Raw genomic sequence first — 20,431 nt, 5'->3', positions numbered from 1 at the left:
TATGACTTATTCGCAAGTCTTATCGTTCGCGGAGGAATATGCCGCCCGGGAGGAGAGGCTGCAGGATTTGGGAGACGGCCGCAGCAGTATCCACTACCCGGCTCTGTTCCTCTTCGTCGGGGATAAATGCGCCTCCGCCGTCCTGCCCGTGCTTGAGAGCTGCCGCCGCAAGTGGGATAATGCCGGCGGTGTGCTCGGCATTTATGCCGGGCCTGAAGGCGGAAGCAGACCGGATGAAGGACTAGGAGAGACCGTCCGGACGCTGACGCTTCCGGCAGTTGCGGGACTGGACCCGAAGACCGTCCGCCGGGATTTGTACCGGGCGTTTCACGGGGACAGCCGCTACCTGGCAGAGATGAATACCGCGCTCCGCCGCCTGACGGGAAACATGGCCGATTTCGGCCGGATGTATTCGTCCTTCGATGTCGTTCATCTGTCTATCGTTACCCGGGTCGATGACCCCTGCAATGTGCTGCTGCCGGAGATTGCATTGCTCGCCCGGGCGATTCTCGGGCAGTCGTTCAAATCGGTGCAGACCGATTTGTTCGCGCTGATCAGCGAGCGTGAGCAGGCCGAGAGCTACGGGCTGTCCAGCTCGGAGGGCCTTGCCTTCCTGCGCGAACTGGACGGCATGCAAGCGCCGGACTACCGAATGGAGGCTCAGCTGCTCGTAACCGAGGACGGGCTTTCCATTCCGGTCTCGCACGGGCCTTCGCCGCTATTCGATCTGGTCTATGTGCTGTCGGACAAGAACGAGCGGGGAACCTCGCCGGTGAACGGCATGCAGGACAATTACGATATTATCTCCCACATCAGTCTGCTCAAGAATGTCATGCGGCCTGCCGGCGATTCCGGACCGGATCAAGGCGGCTACAATAATATGGCGTTCAAAAGCGGCATAAGAGGCAGCACGGGCCGGCAGGGATACGCTTCCGCCGGCTTCTCCGGCGTCCGGCGTCCGAACCGGCAGATTGCGCTGGCCGTGCTGTACCATACGTTCCGGCGTTTCCGAGAAAAGCTGCTGGAGGGAAGCGGCCCCGCTCCGCGAGAGCGGATGGAGCTGATGGGCTTAACGCCGGGACGGCTGCGGGAAGCGGCTCTCCGGCTCCTTCCGGACAAGGAAGGGCTGAACGAGATGACCGGGCTGATGAGCTACGGACGTCCGTCCTACGGCGAGCTTAAGCGCCTGGCGCTGGGCGAGGCGGAGGATATGCTCTTCGGCTCCGGCGGGGAGGCTTACTTCCGCAGCAACTTCGTAGGACCATCATCCCGTCAGCTGGAGAGCGTCAATCCGCTGGTGGATTGGAAGACGCTGCTGGCGCCCGATGACGGAGCCGGACCGCGCGTGACGTTCGTTCAGCTGGTCGAATGGACAGCCGACACTGAGAACGCCGGCAGTGTCCTGCACGGCCTGCGGCAGCATATGGCCGGCCTAAGAGCCGGGATCGCCGCGTCGCGGGAAGAACTCGGCCGATTGTTCGGCGAGCGGGTGGAATCGCTGCCGTTCCCCCGCGTTCCGCTGATGGATAAACGGACGGTCCGGAACTTGATCCATTATCTTTTTACGGAAGGATACGGCCTGAAATACGAGCTGCTGCTGCTTGAGACGGAGCTTGCCCTCTGCCTGAGGATCGAAGCCGCACTGGAATCGCTGCATGAATCCAGCGTCCGGCGGCTGCGCACCATGGAGCGGCTGGAGGAAGAACTGAAAGCGGCGGCGCTCGGCAGCATTGGCCGTGCGGAGGGCGATGTCGGCCGGAATATCATGGAGTACTACCGGGTCGTGACCGAAGAGGTGATCGGCGACATCGAGACCCGCCGCGGATCGGATGCGCTGCAGAGCGATCGCTATCTGGGAGATTTGACGGAACTGCTGGACCAGGGGGCCGAGGCGGGGCTATCCAGGCTGACGCTGGTATGCGGACGCGAGATTTTGACGAAAGATCCGTTCGCGCTGTCCTTTGAAGAGGAACTGCTGCGGCGGGCGAATGTCGCGGCGGCCTATGAGAACCGTGAGGTTCTCACGAAGGAGGAGCTGTTCCGGCGGCTGTACCGTCTCTTGGAGGAGGAGGCGTCCATCAATGTCCGGCTCTTTGAATACACCCAGGAGCATCGGCATGAGGAAAAGTATTTCTTCGGCGACAGCAATTCCGAATTTATGCGCTACGCCCTGTCCGCGGATGAGACGACGCGCATCTACCGGCTGGGCTTCGTGCACGAACGGCGGCGCAGCGGTGTGGAGAAGCTGAATTTGATGGGCGGCTTCCATCTGCAGGATCTGCTCTACTACCGGAACGGCAGAGTTTATTATGAAACGTATTTGAAGAACGGCTACGGGCTGCACGGTGTGGATGAAGCGTCGCTTCCCCCTCTTCGCTAGAAGCCCTGCCGAAAGGATGATGGATGGATATGCAGCGAAAGGTGAATCTGCTACTCTTGTTGTTCAGTCTGATCGGCGGAGCGGTCGCTTGGATCGTCGGTGAGGCTCTGCTCGGCAGCCTGCTGGAGAATTGGCCTTCCATTCTCGCGGTCGGCGTGTACTTTGCCATTGTGGCGCTCGGTGTCGGTCTTGGCTGCCTGCTGGCGGAGATTATCTCGCCGAAACTCAACGGCTTCTCCTGGAAGCAGCGCTATCTCGGGTTATCGTGGAAGCTGCTTCCGCTGACCGTAGCGATTGTGCTCGGCGCCGGCGTGCTGACCGAATTTATCTACGAGCTGAATTTCGGCGGTCTGAGGCCGGTCAAGGATATCGTCATGGTGATTGACGATTCCGGCAGCATGGGACAGAATGATCCGAACAACCGGCGCTACGCAGCCGCAAGCGAGCTTGTCGGACGGATGGACAACGACAATCGCGTTGCAGTGCTGACGTTCAGCGACGAGGCTTCTGTGGCGCAGCCGCTGACCTCGCTGTCGGGAACGGAGAAGCGGGAGCAGGTCGTGAAGGCCATTCAGGGTCTTCAGACGACCACAGGCGGAACGAACCTCAGCGGCGCGCTGACGGCCGCACTGGATGTGTTGAGCGGCGGCGGCTCCGGCCGGGGAGCGATGGTCATTCTGCTGTCGGACGGGGTGAGCCAGCTGGATACCGCCACGGAGCTTCAGCCGTACTTGGACCGGGGAGTTGCCGTGAACACGGTCGGACTGGGTCTCAGCAGTTCTGACGGATCGACCCTGCTGAAGGATATCGCTTCGGTAACGGGCGGACAGTATTACGATGTATCGGATGCGGACCGGCTGGCTGATGTGTTCCGGCAGATTTATGACCGGCTCGGCGACCGGACGCTGCTGACCGAGCGGACGGACGCTGCGCAGAACAGCCCGTATTACGCGGTCGTCCGCATCCTTTCGCTGCTTCTGATCGGCGGGGCGCTGGGTCTCGGGCTCGGCATCCTGTTCGACAACCGCCATTTGGCCAAAAGCTTCGGGCTCGGCGGCCTCGTGTCCGGACTGCTCGCGGGCCTGACTCTGGAATACGGGCTTGGCGGGGGATCGGTGCTTGACGTTATGGTTCGGCTGCTGGCTGTGCTGCTGCTCGCCGCCGTGATGGCGCTGTTCACCGGCGTCGTTCCGGTTGGCGAAGGGCGCCTGACCCGCCGGGGCAGCAGGGCTGCGCAGCCGGCGCGTCCGACGCGTGACCTCCCGTCACGCGGGGGCAGGGGCAGCAAGGGCTTTTAGCCCGGACGACCGGGCAAGACCGTACTAACTGCGCCCAACTATAAGGAAAGGAGCTTGGCGTCGATGAGGTACATCGAGCAATCGCCGGGTCTTCCCGCCATCGGAAGCCTCACCTCCCGCGTGGAGGACCGGATCTGCATGCTGAGATGGCACTGGCCGGAAGGGCTCCAGGCCGTATACATCCACAAAAGCCCGGAGGGCGCAGAGCCTGCTGAATCCGCCGCTCTCACCGGTTTGAAGCTGTACACCCGGGAGGAGTACAAGGCGGGCTCGGGCTTTCAGGACCGGCTGGAGGAGATCGGACCTGTGGTATACACCGTACTCGCCCGTCATACAGAAGACGGGGAGACGGTGCTTATCCGGCAGGATGACGGAGGGAACCGGATTACAGTAAGCGCGGGCAAGGCCCGGATCTATGTGGATATTGACCGCAAGCGCGGCTTGTTCCGCAGGGAGCAGAGCATCCGGATGACGGTAACGGCCGAAGTGCCTGTCGGCAAGGACGTACTGTGCTATGTCAAGAAACGCGGTGGCTACCCCACCGCGAAGGAGGACGGGACACTGTTTCCGTTCGTGAAGGATTTCGCGCCGGGACGCAATGAGCTTCCGCCGATCGAGGTTGGCCGGGATGACTACGTCCGGATTTTCTTCACCGACGGCCCCCGCTACGGCCGCTATTACGAGCTGGTGCCGGTGCGTTAAACGTTGATGGACGCCCCTGTCCGGTGTCAAAGGACGCCTCCGGGCGTTATCCTTAAATTTATGGATTATAAGCTATACGCTTTACTAATAGCTTAATTGGGAACAAATGTGAGCATTGGTCTTCTATCTAAACGATTTCGTTGGTTGTTTACCGCGAACGATTGGCAGGTAGAACTGGCGTCAGCCTTTAGCATAAGCCCTGTTAATTCATTTATTTGTTATAACCGCCGATCTGCGCTCCTGTAGGTGTGCGATCCAGCGGGCCTCCGATCCGGTGGTCTTCCGATCTTGCGGACTCCAAAGTCCTTATTTCGAGAATATCAACCATTCATCGGCGCGTACGGACTCCAGAACCCTTATTGGCTGATTTGCCGGTATATTTTGCTGCTTCTGCACGGAATAAGGTCCCCTCGTTCCGTAAGAGTTGAGAATATGCCGGTTTTCATCAAATAGCGTCATCTGAGTCCGTTGAGAAGGGAATTGCTTTGAAGGTGAATTTGATTTTAGTCAAAGTCTTGAGCCCTAAACTTTTCCGAGAAACGGATACCGTCCTTCATAGGACGGCGCAGCCGTTTCTTCTTGAAAATATAAGGGTCCATTGGCAAGCACAATAAACAGGTCTTCTATTTCTCGGTAAACGCCCGGCGTCAACAGGACGCCTCCAGACGGTTATCCTTGAAATTTATGGATTATAAGCTGTACGCTTAAATAGGCCCTAAATTTTTCCGAGAAACGGGTGCCGTCCTTCATAGGACGGCGCAGCCGTTTCTTCTTAGGAGGAATAATCATGTCATTTTTCAGCAGGTTTCTGAAGAAGAACCAGCCGCAGCCGCGGCCGCTGTTCTACGATATCGTATGTCCCTACTGCTTCAGCAAATTCGAGCCCTCGCAGGCCGTCTTCCGCGCGGCGCACAGCCGGGAGGATGACGAGGACTACGCGCTCGGCGAAGACGACGCGCTGAACCGGTACCGCGAGCGCTTCGGTCTCGATTCGGTGGACGATCTGGAAGCGATCCTGGTACCGGCTGACATCCCGGAGGAATACCACCACTACAGCGACAACGTGCTGACCGGGCTGACCGATCGGTACGGCGTCCTGACGCGCAAGCGGCTCTGCCCGTACTGCCACAACGAGCTGCCGGTGACGGCGGGCAAGGTGCCGAGCAACATCATTTCCATCATCGGCGCATCCCAGGTCGGCAAATCCGTCTATATGACCTCGTTGATCCACACGCTCCAGCATACGACGGCCGGTCATTTCGACGCTGCCTGCATGCCGCTGAACGCCGAGATCAGCCGGAAATTCCGCTCTCTGTACGAAGATCCGCTGTTCCAGCGGGGCGATTTGCTGTCCTCCACCCAGAAGGAGAAAATGCAGGAGCCGTTCATTTTCCAATTCGTGTTCAAGGATGAAGAGAAGCCGCCGCTGACGCTCGTCTTCTTCGACGTGGCGGGCGAAGGCATGGTCGACCAGGATTATCTCGGGCTGCACGGCCAGCATATCAAGAACTCGGCGGGCATTCTGTTCATGGTCGATCCGCTGCAAATCCGGTCCATCCGGGATAAAATCCACATCAACATCGGCGACCGTCCCGGCGAATGGGTATCCCAATATGATGAGCCGCGCGACGTGGTGCTGACGCTCTTCGGCGACTTCATCGCCTATCAGGAGAAGAGCAGAACCGACATTCCGACAGCGGTCGTGCTGGCCAAGAGCGATATGCTGTATTCCCTGAAGGACGAGGACGGGGACTACATCAAGGCGAATAGCAACGTGTTCAACAACTACGTGCACCGCGGCACACTGAATCTCAGCGAAGTGAACAATATCGACGGGGAAATCAGCCGGTTTCTCGCCAAAGTGGATCGTCCGTTCAAGGATACGATGGACGTGTATTTTTCGGATACGGCGTATTTCGCGGTGTCGGCGCTGGGCAGCAATCCGGTGAATCAGAAGATCGAGGGCGTCGTCAGCCCGATCCGCGTGGACGAGCCTTTCCTCTGGCTGCTGCATAAGCTGAAGTTCATCGAGGGGGGCGATTAAGCGGTGGGCATTCAAATGGAGACGGCCGTCCAGCAGCAGATGTATACGCGCCAGCGGAGCGGGGTTTTCCGGTCAACGGAAGGCTTCGATACGGTGGCGAAGTCAGGCGGTCTCGACAATAATTTTATCAAAAAAGTGCTCCATCCCTTCTGCTTCTACGACGCTCCGGCGGAGCTTGCGGCCAAGGGGGAGAAGGACGAGTCGCAGTATCCGCTTGCCCTGCATTTGTTCCATCTGGAGAGCGGGGAGACGGTGCTGGGACAGAGCCGGTTTCAATCCGCGGATTTCACGGGACTGCGAAGCGCGTTCTTCACGCACAACTATGTTCTTCCTCCTTCGCGGGCCGATGAAATCGTCACCCGGTTCAGCGATTATCTGAATGCGGAATTTGCGGATGGATTTACCGGAGAGCCGGGAGAGGCGCTGCCGGAGCTGGCGGCCGTTCCCGCTTCAGGAAGCCCTCGTCTCCGTCCGGAAGAGGTGCTGCGAACGCTCGGCATCAGCGAGGATCTGTTCAAAAGTCTGCTGCATGCCGCGATGCAGTCCATTGCCGGCAAGAAGAAAATCTACGTCACGCTGAACGTGCCGGTGGCGCAGCTGCCCAAGGCGGCGGCGGACCTGACCGGTGTGCTGCTCGGCGCGCTGCCATTCGAGTTCCGGCGCAGATTGGGCGTGCTTACATACGCGGCAGAGCCGCAGAGCCGGAAGTACATCCACCTGACCTTCGTGGAATCCGGCTCGCTGCGTCCCGGCGACCGGGAAATCGAGAAGGAATATCTCTTCGATCTGGCCGCTGGACGGACGCAAAATACGGACCTGGCTCCAAATAGCCCGAAGCCGTTCCTCGATCTCGCGTGGGAGCTGCTCCGGCGGGGCAAAGAGGCTTCGGATGATTTCGGCGCGTTCGCGGACGGGATGCTCCAGGGAGAAGGCTTCGAGCGGAAGCTGTCGCTTGCGGCGTACAATGAGCTGGCGGTGTTCTACCGGATCGAGCAGGGCGACGAGGAATTGTACCGGGAGAACAAGGCCGCTGTACTCGGCGGGCTGCTGAGCTATCTGGATCGGGAAGGCGCGCTGGAGACGAAAATCCGGCTGAACGATCTGTTCCTGGAACGGTTTGACCGGGAGTTCGACGAGGTCCGGCAGAAGGGCGTACCGGAGCTGGCTATACTGGAGAGCTTCCGGGATTATTTCTCGCTGAAGGGCCACAATTACCGGACACGCATCGTCGATTATTTCATCAACGGCATGCTGAACGCGCAGAACGCCGGACGGGATGACAATCTGGCGGGGGCATTCGGGGTAGTGGAGAGCAGCAGCGAGCTGGCGGCCGCGTTCTTCGGCAAGCTGCTGGGCACCCCTGTGTTCGCGCGGCTGCTGTTCCAGCCGTATGTGGATGCCCGGCTGGCGTCGGCCGAACGGACTGCGGATCTGATGGAATTTGTGGCGGATTGGGACCGCTTCATGCCGGAAGCGCTACGTCTTCCTGCGCTCCGGGACGGGCTGCGCGATTATTTGCCCGAGAAGCTGGAGAGGGAAGAGGACTCCGTCATGGCGGTGGCCGCGATCCACGACTATATCGAGCAGGCGGAGAAGAGCCGCCGCCGGGGAGCCGGCATCGGCATGGACGCGCTGGCGCTGATGAAGGAGCTGGCGGCTGCAGCCGACCGCTACCTGCTGTCCCGGCTGTCGCTTGAGGAGATTACGCAGGAGCAGCTGCTTGAGCTTAATTTTGTCCGCTACTCGCTCGATATGGGCGAGTGGGACCCGCCGCTCGATCTTCAGAGCAGACGGAAGGCCAATGTGCTGCGGGCTGCTTACCGCTGGTTCGGCGAGGAAGACCCGGATGCCGGGATTTTCGAGAAGCTCGCGCCGCAGGAGCTGGACGATGTGCAGCTTCTGGGGCAGCGCTGGCTGAAAGAGAGCCGGGGAGCGGAGCCCTTTGCCCGGATTCCGCTCGCCTTCTATCACAGCATGAACCGTGAAGGCGGACCGCTGGAATATGACTCCGTGCTGGATCATGTGCGGCGCAAGGCCGGTGACAAGGAGACCGTGTACCGCTTCCTCGCCTGGTCGCAGGACAAGCCGTTGTTCGCCGTCTCGTCCAAGAAGCTGTATCCGGGCTTCCGGCGGGCGATATTGAAGCATTTTGCGGCTCATGACAGGGAAGCGTTCAAGAGCCGCGATTTCCGCAAGAATGAGCTGGCCGCCGCAGGTCCTGCCCTGCAGGGAGTCTACACGGAGGCCCGCAATCAAGTGGCGCCGCCGCTCCGGAAATGGGCGTCCCGCCGCTTTCCCTTTCTCCTCGGGACGGCGGTGATCGTGCTGCTGGCCGCGACGCTGCTCGTCGTCCTGCTGACGAGGGGCGGCGGCAACGAAGCAGCGCCGGCCGCTTCACCGGCGCCTACCGGGACCGCGATGCCGTCGGCCCCGGCCTATCTCCCCGCCGCCGTGTATCTCGGCGGCGGCGAAGACGAACGCTCGCTGCTGTTCGCCTTCGCGAGCGCAGATGACTGCCGCCAGTTCAACCCGGCGGAAGTCACGGTGGAGACGGGCGCAGGCGAGCCCGTCATCTACAAGGTGAGCAGCCTGTCCCACGGCTGCTCGCTGCCCGGCGGCTCCGGCGCGGCATCCGGCACGGCCGCGCCGGAAGGCAGCGCGCTCCCGGCGCCAAGCGCGGGAGCGGACGATAGCGCAGCCGCCGCAGATAACGCGGCAGGCGGCGCTTCACCATCTCCCGCAGCCGGGGGAGATGATGCATTGGCATCCCCGGCAGCTTCCGGGGATGATGCCGCCAGCGGCACGGCCGCAGCGTCCGCGTCGCCGGGCGGGACGGCTTCGCCCGCTCCCGGCGGTGGCCAGGGCGCGGCGGGAAGCGGAATCGCGCCCTACCAGGTGACCGTAACGCTCGCCTCCAAGCCCAAGCTATCGGCCGGAAGCACGATCAAGGCTGAGGACTACACGCTCGTCCTGATGGACAACCCGCAGGCGGCGTCTGCGTCGCCGTCGCCCTCTGCGGGCGAAACCGCAGCGCCGGCCGCGGAATAGCGGGAGTCCGCCACGCGATATCATACCCTGCACAGCGCCTTCGCCTCCCAAGGATAAGCGCCTTATGGTGTCTTCTGACGCCATGCGTTTACCGGGAAATAGAAGACCCTGATAAGCGCTCAGCTTATACATTCTTCTATTTCGAGCTGCGAGGTCCGTCTTGCGGGGTTATTTTTGCGATAGAGGGATGCCGCGGTTATAATCTTTGCGCTGTAAGACTTTAGGATATGGACAACCTTAACAATTACCGATATGATTAATGATGTTTATAATGGAATACGTCATAAAAAAAGGTGCGGGTCCCTTGCGGGCCCGCTTAAAAGGGAAGCCGGTTGGAATCCGGCGCGGTCCCGCCACTGTAATTGCGGAGCGTCCCTCCGAGGTAGCTGGTCACTGCTCTTTTGATGGAGCGGGAAGGCCGGAGGGAAGCGGTGAGGCATAAGCCAGGAGACCTGCCTTTTTTTCACATACGGCAGCGCGAAGCGGTAGACGATATCGCTTCGCGGCGTATGTTATTCGGGTGTCGGACAGAGCTTTCGGTCCGCTTCGCCCGGATCACAGGAGCGGGTGTCCTTCGGGGGGTGAGGACATTCGCGCGGAAGTACCAGCCGATATCCGGAAAGGATGCGACATCGTTTCCGGCTGTTTGAGAAGACCGCCCTCTTGAGGGCGGTCTTTTTTTGGGAATAGAAGGTCCTATAAGCCGCGTATTCATAGCCGGCCTTATATTCTTCGGTGATCATTTGGCGTCTAAAAAAGATGCGCCTTCGCGATTATCCTTGGATGAACGAACCCCGAATATTTTGAACAGGAAAGAGGATGAGGCAATGCTGCACAGACTTTCTTCGAGAGCAAGCGCGCTCGGAATGGCATTATTGTTAGTTATTTCACTGGTTGGCGGATCTTTCGCCTCCGGAGCAGGAACGGCAGCGGCGGCTGCATCCGGCAGCTCTGCTTCTGTGGCAGCTTCCGGGAGCTCTGTTAGCGCAACCGAGGCTGTCTATTCGGCCGCCGAGTATGTTCTGGGCCAGGGGGTTTCTTCCGATTGGCAGGCGATCGGACTGGTACAGGCAGGATATCAGCTTCCCGCTTCCTATGTAACGTTTCTGGAGAGCCAGGTCAAGGCCGGCGCCGCCAAGTTCTCGGCAACGGACTTTGCACGCACGGTGCTGGCGGTTAAAGCGTCCGGCCAGGACCCGACTTCCTATGCCGGAATCAATCTGGTAGAGAAGGTATACGGCAACACCGGGCTGAAAGGAACGCTCAACGGCTATGTGTTCAGCCTGATCGCTCTGGGCTCCGGAGATTACAGCATCCCGGCCGGCGCGGTGTGGACCAAAGACAAGCTCGTTCAGCAGATTCTGAAGAGCCAGAACAGTGACGGCGGCTTCACGCTGGTTGCCGGAAGCGCAAGCGATCCCGACATGACGGCTATGGCGCTTACCGCGCTGTCGCCTTATAAAGGACAAGCCGACGTGGCGGCGGCCGGCAAAAAAGCGGTAGCCTGGCTGTCCAAGCAGCAGTCATCGAATGGCGGCTATGGCGCGAGCAGCGAAAGCGTAGCGCAGGCGATTATCGCCTTGACGGCTTATGGCATTGACCCTGCCGGAGCCGATTTTACCAAGAGTGGCGCGACGCTGATCAGCCACCTGTTGAGCTTCCGCCTCGCGGACGGCAGCTTCTCGCACACACTGGGCACCGGCAGCAATCTGCTGGCGACTGAGCAGGCGCTTGAAGCGCTTGCGGCTTATGGCTTGTACGCTAAAGGCAGCGGCAATCTGTATGACTTTACCGCCAACCCGCCGGCTGCGAAGCCGAAAGTGCAGGTAAGGGTTGACGTAGAAGGACCGACAGCTTCCATCGGCGGCGGCACGGTCTATAGCGGCATCGCCCTGGACGCGTTGAACAAGCTGGCCCAGGCCGAAGGCTTCGCGGTTGAGACGAAATCCAGTTCGTTCGGCATCTTCGTAGCCGGTATCGGCGGTGTGGAATCGGCAAGATTCGGCGGATATGACGGATGGATGTACACGATTCAGCGCGGAGGCAAGTGGCTTAACGTTTATGACGCGGTTGACCAGCTTGCGCTGCAGGCAGGCGATCATCTCGTGTTCTACTACGGGGATTATGGCGTAACGAAGCTGGTGGACTCCGTCTCCTATCAACCGGCTGAACCGAAGGAGGGCACACCGCTTCAAGTCACAGTGAACAGTATTGCCTGGGACTTTGACGGCAACCCTGTAACCGCAGGCGCAGCGGGCGTCACTGTCTCCATCGGCGGAAAGACGGCGGTAACCGACGACAAGGGCGTTGCATCGTTCGGCTCCGATCTGCCTCCGGGCAGCCAGACGGTGGAAATTACGGGCCACCGGGAGAACGCAGTTCCGTCTGTAGTCCGGTATACGGGCTCCGTGAAAGTGACATCTCTGACGATCTTCAGCGACGAGAAGCAGATTTCACCTTGGGCGGTGGCATCCGTGCACGCCGTATATAACAACAAGCTGATGGAAGGCGTAGGCAGCGGCAAGCCGACCTTCGCTCCGAAGGCGAAGATCACCCGCGCCCAGTTCGCAGCCCTGCTGCTCCGTCTTACGGGCAATGAACCGTCAGCTTCCGGCACCGTAAGCTTCAGCGACGTGAAAGCCGGTTCGTGGTATTATGGTTATGTTGCAAAAGCGAAGGCGCTCGGCCTGGTCGGAGGCGTAACCGCTACGTCGTTCAAGCCGGACGCGTACATCACCCGCCAGGATATGGCGGTCATGATCGCGCGGGCTTACAAGATGTCTCCATTGACGAAGACCAGCTTCACCGACAGCGGCAAAATTAGCTCGTACGCGCTGAACGCTGTGAACGCTATGACGGAAAAAGGCTATATGACCGGCGTCGGCTCGACCTTTGATCCGCAGGGTCTGGTGACGCGCGAGATGGCGGCTGTAGTAGCCTCCAGATTGCCTTAAGCCTTAACTTAAGCAAGAAGTTGAACCCTTAACTCTTAACTTAGCTCAGGGCAGTCCTGCTCGCCAAGCAGGAGTATTTGAATAATCGAAGGTGCGGATCGCCGCCGGAACCTTGGCGGCGCCCGCGCGCCAATTACATTCCACATCGAACGGGGGAGGCAAGAGTGCCCCCGTTCTTTCCCGTTTAAATGGAGGTGCAGGTCAACGATGAGAATTACGTTCCGTCAAGTCGGCGCAAGATTGCTACCGGCGCTGCTGCTGTCCGCCGCTCTGCTGTCCGGCTGCGCTTCGGACCGCGGAGCGGCCCCGGCGGGCAGTGCGCCGCCCGCCTTAGAGACCGCCGCCGCAGGCATCGGCGGCGCTTTGGAACCGGCTTCCGCTTCGCCGGAAGCCGGTTCCACGCCCGGCGCAAGCGCTTCGCCGGGCATAACTGCGGCCGCCGGAACACCCGCGGCCGCAGTAGCCTCGGCCGGGGTAGCGTCACCCCGGCCATCCGCAGCTCCCGGCGCTGTGCAGCCGGGAGCCGGAACCGCCGCCGCAGGCACAGCGCCGGCGGCATCGCCCCGGGCCGGGGCTGACGGCCCGGGCAAGAGCGCGCCGGCCGGCAGCGCGGCGCCGAAGGCATCGGCGGCGGCGAAGCCTGCCGCCTCGAAGGCAGCTTCCGCTGCCTCGCCTACAGCTTCCGCCGGTTCCGTGAAGCCGGCGGCTACGGCCAAGCCGTCCCAGGCTCCGGCGCCATCGCCATCCCCCTCGCCCAAGGCGACGTCCGTCACGGTGTCGATCGTAGGCGATGACCAGACCGGAACGATTTTGCCGCCGACTGCGATAGACGTACAGGAGGGGGATACGGCGCTGGAGGTGCTGAAGCGGGTGACCCGCGCTCGCAAAATCCAGATGGAGTACAGCGGAGCGAAGGCCTTCAGCTATGTCCGGGGAATCGATAATCTGTACGAGCAGGACAGGGGCGCGGAGAGCGGCTGGATGTACCGGGTGAACGGCGAATTCCCGAGCGAGAGCGCGGGAGCGTACCGGCTCTCGCCGGGGGATAAGCTCGATTGGCTGTATACGCTGGATATGGGCAAAGACCTGGGAGCCCCGAAATGAGCGGCTTCCGGTCCATGCACCCGGCGGTGACGATTGTCTATTACGCCGGTCTGCTGGCGTTCACGCTGCTGCTATTTCATCCGTTGTTTCTGATTACGGAAATCGCGGCGCTGACCGGGCTGCTCGTTCTGCAGGGGCAGGGGAGAACGCTGGTACGGAGTCTTCCCTTTGTCCTGATCGTCGCAGTGCCTGCCGCGCTGCTCAATCCGCTATTCTCGCATCGGGGGGCAGTCATCCTGTTCTATTTTATGGATCAGCCCGTTACACTGGAAGCCGTGCTCTACGGGCTCATGATGATGCTCGTACTGCTGTCGGTAATTATTCTGTTTCTGTCTTACAACTATACGGTGACGCCGGACCGTTTCCTGTATCTGTTCGGCTCAGCGGCCCCCACGACCGCTCTGCTCGCGCTAATGACGCTCCGCTTCGTGCCGCTCTTTCAGCGGCGGCTGCGGAAGATCACGCTTGTTCAGGGAACGCGGGGGATTACCGTGTCTAAGGGCAATCTCCGCGCCCGCATGGCAAGCGGCATGACGCTGCTGAAGACGCTCCTGACCTGGTCGCTGGAGGAGGCGCTGCAGACCGCGGACTCCATGAAAGCCCGCGGCTACGGAATCTGCAGACGCAGTTCCTATGCGGTACACCGGCTGGAGCGCCGGGATAGGGCGGCTCTAATCGTGCTGGGAGCCACGGCCGCCGGCATTTTATGGGGCTGGTACGAAGGATTTGGATTTCTCATGATCTATCCCCGGATGCGGCCGCATGTCTTTACGACTGCCGAAGCGGGGATGTATGCCGCCTTTTGCTTTTTTACGTTGCTTCCGCTGTGGGTGGAAGGGAAGGAGATCTGGTTATGGAAATACTCCGCGCGCAGGAGCTTTCGTTCCGCTATCCCGAGGCGTCCCGGCCTTCATTGGACCGATTATCGTTCGGAGTAGAGGAAGGGGAGTTCATCGTTCTCTGCGGACCTTCGGGCAGCGGGAAGACGACGCTGCTGCGGCATCTCAAACGGGAGCTGGCGCCGGTTGGGGACAAGAGCGGGACTGTGATGTACAGGGGGATGGAGCTTGGCCAGCTCCCGCCCAAGGCGGCTGCCGGCGAGATTGGCATGGTCTTTCAGAATCCGGATGCGCAGATTGTCATGGAGACCGTGTGGCAGGAGCTGGCCTTCTCCATGGAGAATATGGGGCTTCCGCCTTCCGTAATGCGCGGCAGACTGGCGGAGTTCGCCGGATTGTTCAATCTGGAGCCGCTGCTCTACAAGCCGGTCCACGAGCTGTCAGGCGGCCAGAAGCAGCTGGTCAATCTCGCTTCTGTTCTGCTGCTTCATCCCCGATTGCTGCTGCTGGACGAACCGACCTCCCAGCTCGACCCTGTGGCGTCCCGGGAGTTCATCCATCTGCTGCGGAGGCTGAACGAGGAGCTGTCGATGACGGTTATTCTAAGCGAACATCGCCTGGAAGAAGCAATGCCGCTCGCAGACCGGGTGATGGTGATGGAGCAGGGCAGGCTCACCGCCTTTGGAGCCCCCCGGGAGCTTGTGCTGGCCACTGGCCGGGAGGCGGGAAGAGGGCTTGAGCCGTACCTTCCGTCGGCATCGCGCCTATACCTGGCGCTGTCTCCCGAGCCGGGCGGTCGGCGGCCGGAGCAGGTCCCGTTGACCGTCCGCGAAGGCAAACGCTGGCTCACTGAATTCGCCGGGAGCGGGCGGCTCCAGCCGGAAGCGGCTTCGGCCGGTCCTACCGCCAGTCAGCCTTCGCCCGATCCTGCCGCTAGTCAGCCTTTGCCCGGCCTTGCCTCCCGTCATGGCACGGCCGGCGGTGAGGGCAGGAGCATCGGCGCCTCAAAGCCGCTGCTTGAATGCCGGGAAATCTCATTCCGCTACGAGAAGGACGGCCCCGAGGTTCTGAAGAAGCTGAATTTCTCCCTCTACAGGAGCGAGCTCACTGCGATTCTCGGCGGCAATGGGGCCGGCAAATCGACACTGCTTCAGGTAATGGCCGGCCTGCTCAAGCCGCAGCGTGGACGTCTGAAGCCGGGAAGCGGCGTAACAGCCGGCTATCTGGCGCAGAACCCGCTGCTCTATTTCAGCCACGATACCGTGGCGGAGGAACTGGCGCATATGGCCCGTTATGCGGGGCTGTCAGCGGCGGATGCAGAGAGGGAAATCGGCACGTTGGCGGATAAGCTGGGGCTTGGCGGCGTGCTGGACAGCCATCCGCAGGATATCAGCGGTGGGGAGCAGCAGCGGGCGGCGCTTGCCCTGGTGCTGCTGCTGCGGCCGGATATTCTGCTGCTGGACGAGCCGACCAAAGGGCTGGACCCGGCCGCCAAGGAGGAACTGGCGGAGCTGCTGGGCGCTCTTGCCTCGGAGGGCCGGAATGTTACTATAGTTACGCATGACGTCGAATTTGCGGCTCGTTACGCCACCCGCTGCGCTATGCTGTTTGACGGAGGCATAGCGGCGGAGGGAGCGCCGCCTGCCTTTTTCGGCGCCAATTATTTCTACACGACAGCCGTTGGCCGGATGGTGCGCGATTGGCTGCCTGAAGCACTGACGATTGAGGATGTGATGAAGCGATGGCCAAGCTCCGTCTGCCGCTGCTGATCGGCCTGGGCCTGTTCATCGGAGGTCTGGCGCTCTCATCCGCATTGAAGGACCGGCATTATCTGCTTCTCAGCTTCGTGCTGCTGGGCGCGGCTATGCTGCCGTTGTTCCTTCGGCTGGAGCGCCGTAAGCTGGAGCCCCGCGAGCTGGTTCTGCTTGCCGTCCTTGCAGCGGTCGCTGCCGTGAGCCGCATTCCGTTCGCCGCTCTGCCGAGCGTCAAGCCGGTGTCGGCCATTGTTATTTTATCGGCTTATGTATTCGGGGCTGAAGCGGGCTTTGTGATCGGAGCGGTGGCGGCGCTCGTCTCCAATCTGTATTTCGGACAGGGGCCATGGACACCCTGGCAGATGTTCGCCTGGGGCATGGTCGGGATGACCGCCGGCTGGCTGCGGAATACCGGCTTCATGAGAAGCCGCCTGGGACTTTTGACATTCGGTTTTGTATGGGGATTTCTGTTCGGCTGGATTATGAATATCTGGACCCTAATCGGGCTCCCGGATGCGTTCAGCTGGGGGCTGGTGCTGACGGTATATGCCCAGAGCTTTTATTTTGACTTGGCGCATGCGGTATCGAACGTCCTCTTCCTGTCCATTCTTGCGGGAGGGTGGATCAAGGTGCTGGAGCGCTTCCGACAAAAGTACGGGCTGCTGCGTTAAACGGCGCCATAGTGTGTAAGAGGCCGTCCAAAAGTGGATTTCTCCTCCACTTGCAACAGCCCACTCAGATAAGATTGCTGGGAAAAAATGAAAAGTAGCGATTCTCTGTTATTGGAGGGTCGCTATTTTGCGTTTAGGGTCCGCTGCGGCTTGCTTTCGAAGCTCTATATGGTAGGTTTGATAAATCGATCTCATATTTGCCTATTTTATCCAAATTTTAAAATCATTCATTTAAACAATTACAAACGCCGATAAAAAAGAAAGGAGAAAAAGTCATCCGGGAAGGCGAGGATCAGACCAAATATGAAAAATTTAAAATTAAGAACAAAAATGTGGCTGCTCACGATCATCGTGCTGCTGTCTCTGCTAAGTGTGGGGATATCGGGCACAATCACGGGTCAACAGCTGGCCGGCCGTTCCAAGGATATCTATCAGCATAATCTGCTGCCTGCACAATGGATTTCACAGATTCGTCTGAACAATGAAATGATTAAGTCCGATGTGCTGGCGCTTCTGCTGACGGAGGATCTGGCAACCAATGACAAGCTTACGAAAGACATCGAAGCCAAGATAGCGGGCAATGACGAAGCGACCAAGAAGCTGAAGCAGCTCAGCTTTGGCAATGCGGTCATCCCTCAGAAGCTGAACGAGTATGAAGCACTGCTGCCGGAATACCGCGCCAAGCGGGAGCAGATTATCGTGTTCGGCAAGGCTAATCAGAACACACAGGCTTACAAGCTGTACTCGGGTGAATTCAACACGCTGAATGACAAAATGTACGGTCTGCTGAATGATATCGGCAGCCAGCTTCAGCAGGATGCAGAGAATACGTATGAGGCTGCTACCTCGCAGGCTGATAAGGCGAGAAACACCAACATTATTCTGATCGTGGTCTATGTCCTGATCAGTATTGCGGCATCCCGTCTCATTCTCGGGCTTATCACCAAGCCGCTGGCTGAACTGCGGAACCTGATGAGCCGGGCGGAGAAGGGAGATCTTACGGCCATGGCCTCGTATTCGTCGAGAGATGAAATCGGTCAGATTATCCAGTCCTATAATACGATGATGGAGAGCCTGCGGCGAATGTTGCACAGTGTTTCTGAGAGTGCCGAGACCCTGTCCGCTTCATCCGAGCAGATGAGCGCAAGCGCCGAACAGACGTCGCTTGCCTCCAATCTGATTGCCTCCACCGCTACCGAGCTTGCATCGGGCTTTGAGATCCAGGTGAACGCCATCGCGGAGACCCATGCTTCCGTTCAGGCGATGGCGGAGGATATCGGTTCGGTCCAGAAGGGGACGGGACAGATGTCGGAGCTGATGGCGCTGGCTTCGGATTCCGCCGACCGGGGAGCGGAGAAGGTTGCCTGGGTGTCGGAGCAGATGACCGAAATCAATACGAGCATGATACAGTCGCAGGACACCATCGATTCTCTGGCAAGGCTGTCCGGCCAAATCAGCGAAATCATCACGACTATTAACGACATCGCCGGGCAGACGAATCTGCTCTCGCTCAATGCTTCCATTGAAGCGGCCAGAGCGGGCGAAGCGGGCAGGGGCTTCGCCGTGGTGGCGGGGGAAATCCGCAAGCTGTCTGAAGAGACGGCCAAGAGCTCGCTGCATATTACCGACATCATTACACAGATTCAACAGCAGACCCGCGTTGCGGTTGAGTCGATGGATGGCGGGGCAAGGCTGGCGTCGGAGGGCGTAGAGGGAAGCCGCGAGATCGCGGAAGCCTTCGGTCAAATCGTCGGCTCCATTCAGGATGCCATTCATCAGATGCAGAAGATGAACAAGTCCGTCTCTCATGTGTCCGATGAATGCGGCGACCTGGTCGAGGTCATGAATATGGTGAATGAGGTCACCCAGAAAGGGGCGGCGGGCGTCGAGGATGTCAGCGCGTCCAGCCAGGAGCAAATGTCGGCCATGGAAGAGATGTCCAATTCCGCCCGCTATGTGGCGACGGTCGCCGAGGAATTGCAGAAGGATCTTTCGGAATTCAAGCTGTAGAATCAGCTGTGATTGGATTGGGTTGGTTATCCCTTTATTACAGGGAAGAACGGACCTGCATAAGTCTGCTGGAGCCTGCTCTCAGCAGGCTTTTTGCATTTGAAGCAATTCCTTGGCCGAATCCCTGGCCGAGCCAAATGCGGCTATGGGTCTTCTATTAGGACCTGCGGACTCCAGAGTCATTATTTCGGAAATTACAGCCATTTTTCGAAGCTTACGGACCCCAGGGCCATTATGGGTTGATTTGCCAGGATTTATGGATGCTGCTGCATGGGATAAGTTCCTCATGGTCCGCAAGAGTAAAGGATATGCCCGGTTTACCTGAGCTAAGGTCATCTGAGTCCGCTAAAGAGAAGAGGTCTTGTCCGGAAATTTGATCAGGCCATGTTGAAAAAGCGCTGTACGCCCGCAATCGACACACGCGCACACTCGATATACGCCTACAATCGACTTGACAGCGCCTCGCTGGCAGTGTAAATTGAGGTTGTTATTATTAGTACCAAGTACTAGTATCAAGTGCTAATTTCTTTGGATGTCATTGATTTGAATATCATTGATTCGAGTGGCAATTGATTTGAATTAATATGGAAGAAAGTGAACAGGAGGAGATCATATGCAAGCACACAGTCCATTTGGCTCCGCCATTACGGGAATCGGAACCTATGTACCCGAGAGAAAGTTGACCAATGCCGATCTTGAGGCTATGGTAGATACCAATGATGAATGGATCGTCACACGGACCGGAATCCGGGAACGCCGGATAGCCGGTGAACTGGAATTTACGAGTCATATGGCCGCTTCCGCCGTGCAAAATATGATTGACCGCTTCGGAGTGGATGTGACCGACGCCGATCTGATTTTGATGTGTACCCATACTCCCGATTACCCTTTTCCGGGAACGGCGTGTCTGCTCCAGCGTCATTTCGGGATTGAGAAGGCAGGTGCGGTTGACCTTAATGCGACCTGTGCCGGATTTGTGTACGGGCTTGTTATGGCGGATGGCCTGCTCCGCTCCGGAGCCTTCCGCAAAATTCTGGTAGCCGCCGGCGATACCATGAGCAAAATTACGGACTACACGGACCGTTCGTCCTGCATTCTGTTCGGCGACGGTTCCGGGGCTGTGCTGATGGAGCGGACGCTTGCACCGGACGCATCCTGCGTACTGGCCAGCGATCTCGGCTCCGACGGCTCGGGCGGAGCGGTCATACACCGCGCCGGGCTGGCGAAGTCGCTGGACGGGATCGACTTTGATCCGGCCGGGTACTTCTACCAGAACGGGCGTGAGGTGTACCGCTGGGCCGTTCAGACGGTTACGGCGGGAACGAAACGGCTTGCACAAGCGGCGGGTACGGCCGTGGACGAGATCGATTGGTTCGTGCCGCACAGCTCCAATCTGCGGATGATCGAATCCATCTGCGAGCGCACCGGGTTTCCGCTTGAACGGACGCTGCTGAGTCTGGAGCTCTTCGGCAATACGTCGGCGGCTTCCATTCCACTTGCGCTGGATTTGGCCGTTCGGGACGGACGTGTCAGGCAGGATGATAAACTGCTGCTGTTCGGCTTCGGAGGAGGGCTTGTCTACGCGGGAGCGGTGATTCGCTGGTCCTTGTGAACCGGAGAGGCGGAA

12 protein-coding genes and 1 riboswitch are annotated in these 20,431 nt (G+C 59.4%); all 12 genes read left to right on the top strand.

The window, feature by feature from the left end; translation table 11 throughout:
- Position 1 precedes the first annotated feature (1 nt).
- The 12 genes from KIH86_RS11170 to KIH86_RS11115 all read left to right on the top strand — a co-directional run bounded on the left by KIH86_RS11170 (position 2) and on the right by KIH86_RS11115 (position 20,416).
- Complete coding sequence (locus tag KIH86_RS11170; RefSeq protein WP_223081088.1) at positions 2-2,380, top strand: transcription initiation factor TFIID; 2,379 nt, start codon at positions 2-4, stop codon at positions 2,378-2,380.
- A gap of 23 nt (positions 2,381-2,403) precedes the next feature.
- Entirely contained in the window at positions 2,404-3,678 is a 1,275-nt protein-coding gene (locus tag KIH86_RS11165) for a vWA domain-containing protein (protein WP_235775363.1), read from the top strand.
- Positions 3,679-3,741: 63 nt separating this feature from the next.
- A complete protein-coding gene (locus tag KIH86_RS11160) occupies positions 3,742-4,380 on the top strand; it encodes a beta-mannanase (protein ID WP_223081090.1) in 639 nt (212 codons plus the stop codon).
- A gap of 787 nt (positions 4,381-5,167) precedes the next feature.
- Complete coding sequence (locus KIH86_RS11155; RefSeq protein ID WP_223081091.1) at positions 5,168-6,424, top strand: hypothetical protein; 1,257 nt, start codon at positions 5,168-5,170, stop codon at positions 6,422-6,424.
- Positions 6,425-6,427: 3 nt separating this feature from the next.
- Entirely contained in the window at positions 6,428-9,472 is a 3,045-nt protein-coding gene (locus KIH86_RS11150; RefSeq protein WP_223081092.1) for a GAP1-N2 domain-containing protein, read from the top strand.
- 274 nt (positions 9,473-9,746) lie between these two features.
- A riboswitch (cobalamin riboswitch) is annotated at positions 9,747-9,946 on the top strand.
- 353 nt (positions 9,947-10,299) lie between these two features.
- The gene (locus tag KIH86_RS11145) at positions 10,300-12,426 is read left to right on the top strand and encodes an S-layer homology domain-containing protein (RefSeq protein ID WP_223081093.1); all 2,127 of its coding nucleotides are present in this window, start codon (positions 10,300-10,302) and stop codon (positions 12,424-12,426) included.
- Positions 12,427-12,633: 207 nt separating this feature from the next.
- Positions 12,634-13,530, top strand: a complete 897-nt coding sequence (locus KIH86_RS11140; protein ID WP_223081094.1) for a DUF4430 domain-containing protein — start codon at positions 12,634-12,636, stop codon at positions 13,528-13,530.
- A complete protein-coding gene (locus tag KIH86_RS11135; RefSeq protein ID WP_223081095.1) occupies positions 13,527-14,468 on the top strand; it encodes an energy-coupling factor transporter transmembrane component T in 942 nt (313 codons plus the stop codon). Before KIH86_RS11140 ends, KIH86_RS11135 begins: the two co-directional genes overlap by 4 nt.
- Positions 14,384-16,138: an ABC transporter ATP-binding protein gene (locus KIH86_RS11130; protein ID WP_235775362.1), complete on the top strand. Its 1,755-nt coding sequence runs from the start codon at positions 14,384-14,386 to the stop codon at positions 16,136-16,138. The genes KIH86_RS11135 and KIH86_RS11130 overlap by 85 nt, the downstream gene beginning before the upstream one ends.
- On the top strand, positions 16,111-16,794 hold the full coding sequence (locus KIH86_RS11125) for an ECF transporter S component (RefSeq protein WP_223081096.1): 684 nt from the start codon (positions 16,111-16,113) through the stop codon (positions 16,792-16,794). Before KIH86_RS11130 ends, KIH86_RS11125 begins: the two co-directional genes overlap by 28 nt.
- 303 nt (positions 16,795-17,097) lie before the next feature.
- Positions 17,098-18,804, top strand: coding sequence for a methyl-accepting chemotaxis protein (locus KIH86_RS11120; protein WP_223081097.1), 1,707 nt, complete (start codon positions 17,098-17,100; stop codon positions 18,802-18,804).
- A 613-nt stretch (positions 18,805-19,417) separates the two neighbouring features.
- Positions 19,418-20,416, top strand: a complete 999-nt coding sequence (locus tag KIH86_RS11115; protein ID WP_223081098.1) for a ketoacyl-ACP synthase III — start codon at positions 19,418-19,420, stop codon at positions 20,414-20,416.
- Positions 20,417-20,431: the final 15 nt, after the last annotated feature.

Source organism: Paenibacillus sinensis (assembly GCF_019904155.1).
GTDB classification, from domain to species: domain Bacteria; phylum Bacillota; class Bacilli; order Paenibacillales; family Paenibacillaceae; genus Paenibacillus_AQ; species Paenibacillus_AQ sinensis.
The sequence above is the reverse complement of the archived record's forward strand: the minus strand, read 5'-3'. Positions and strand labels throughout refer to the sequence as shown.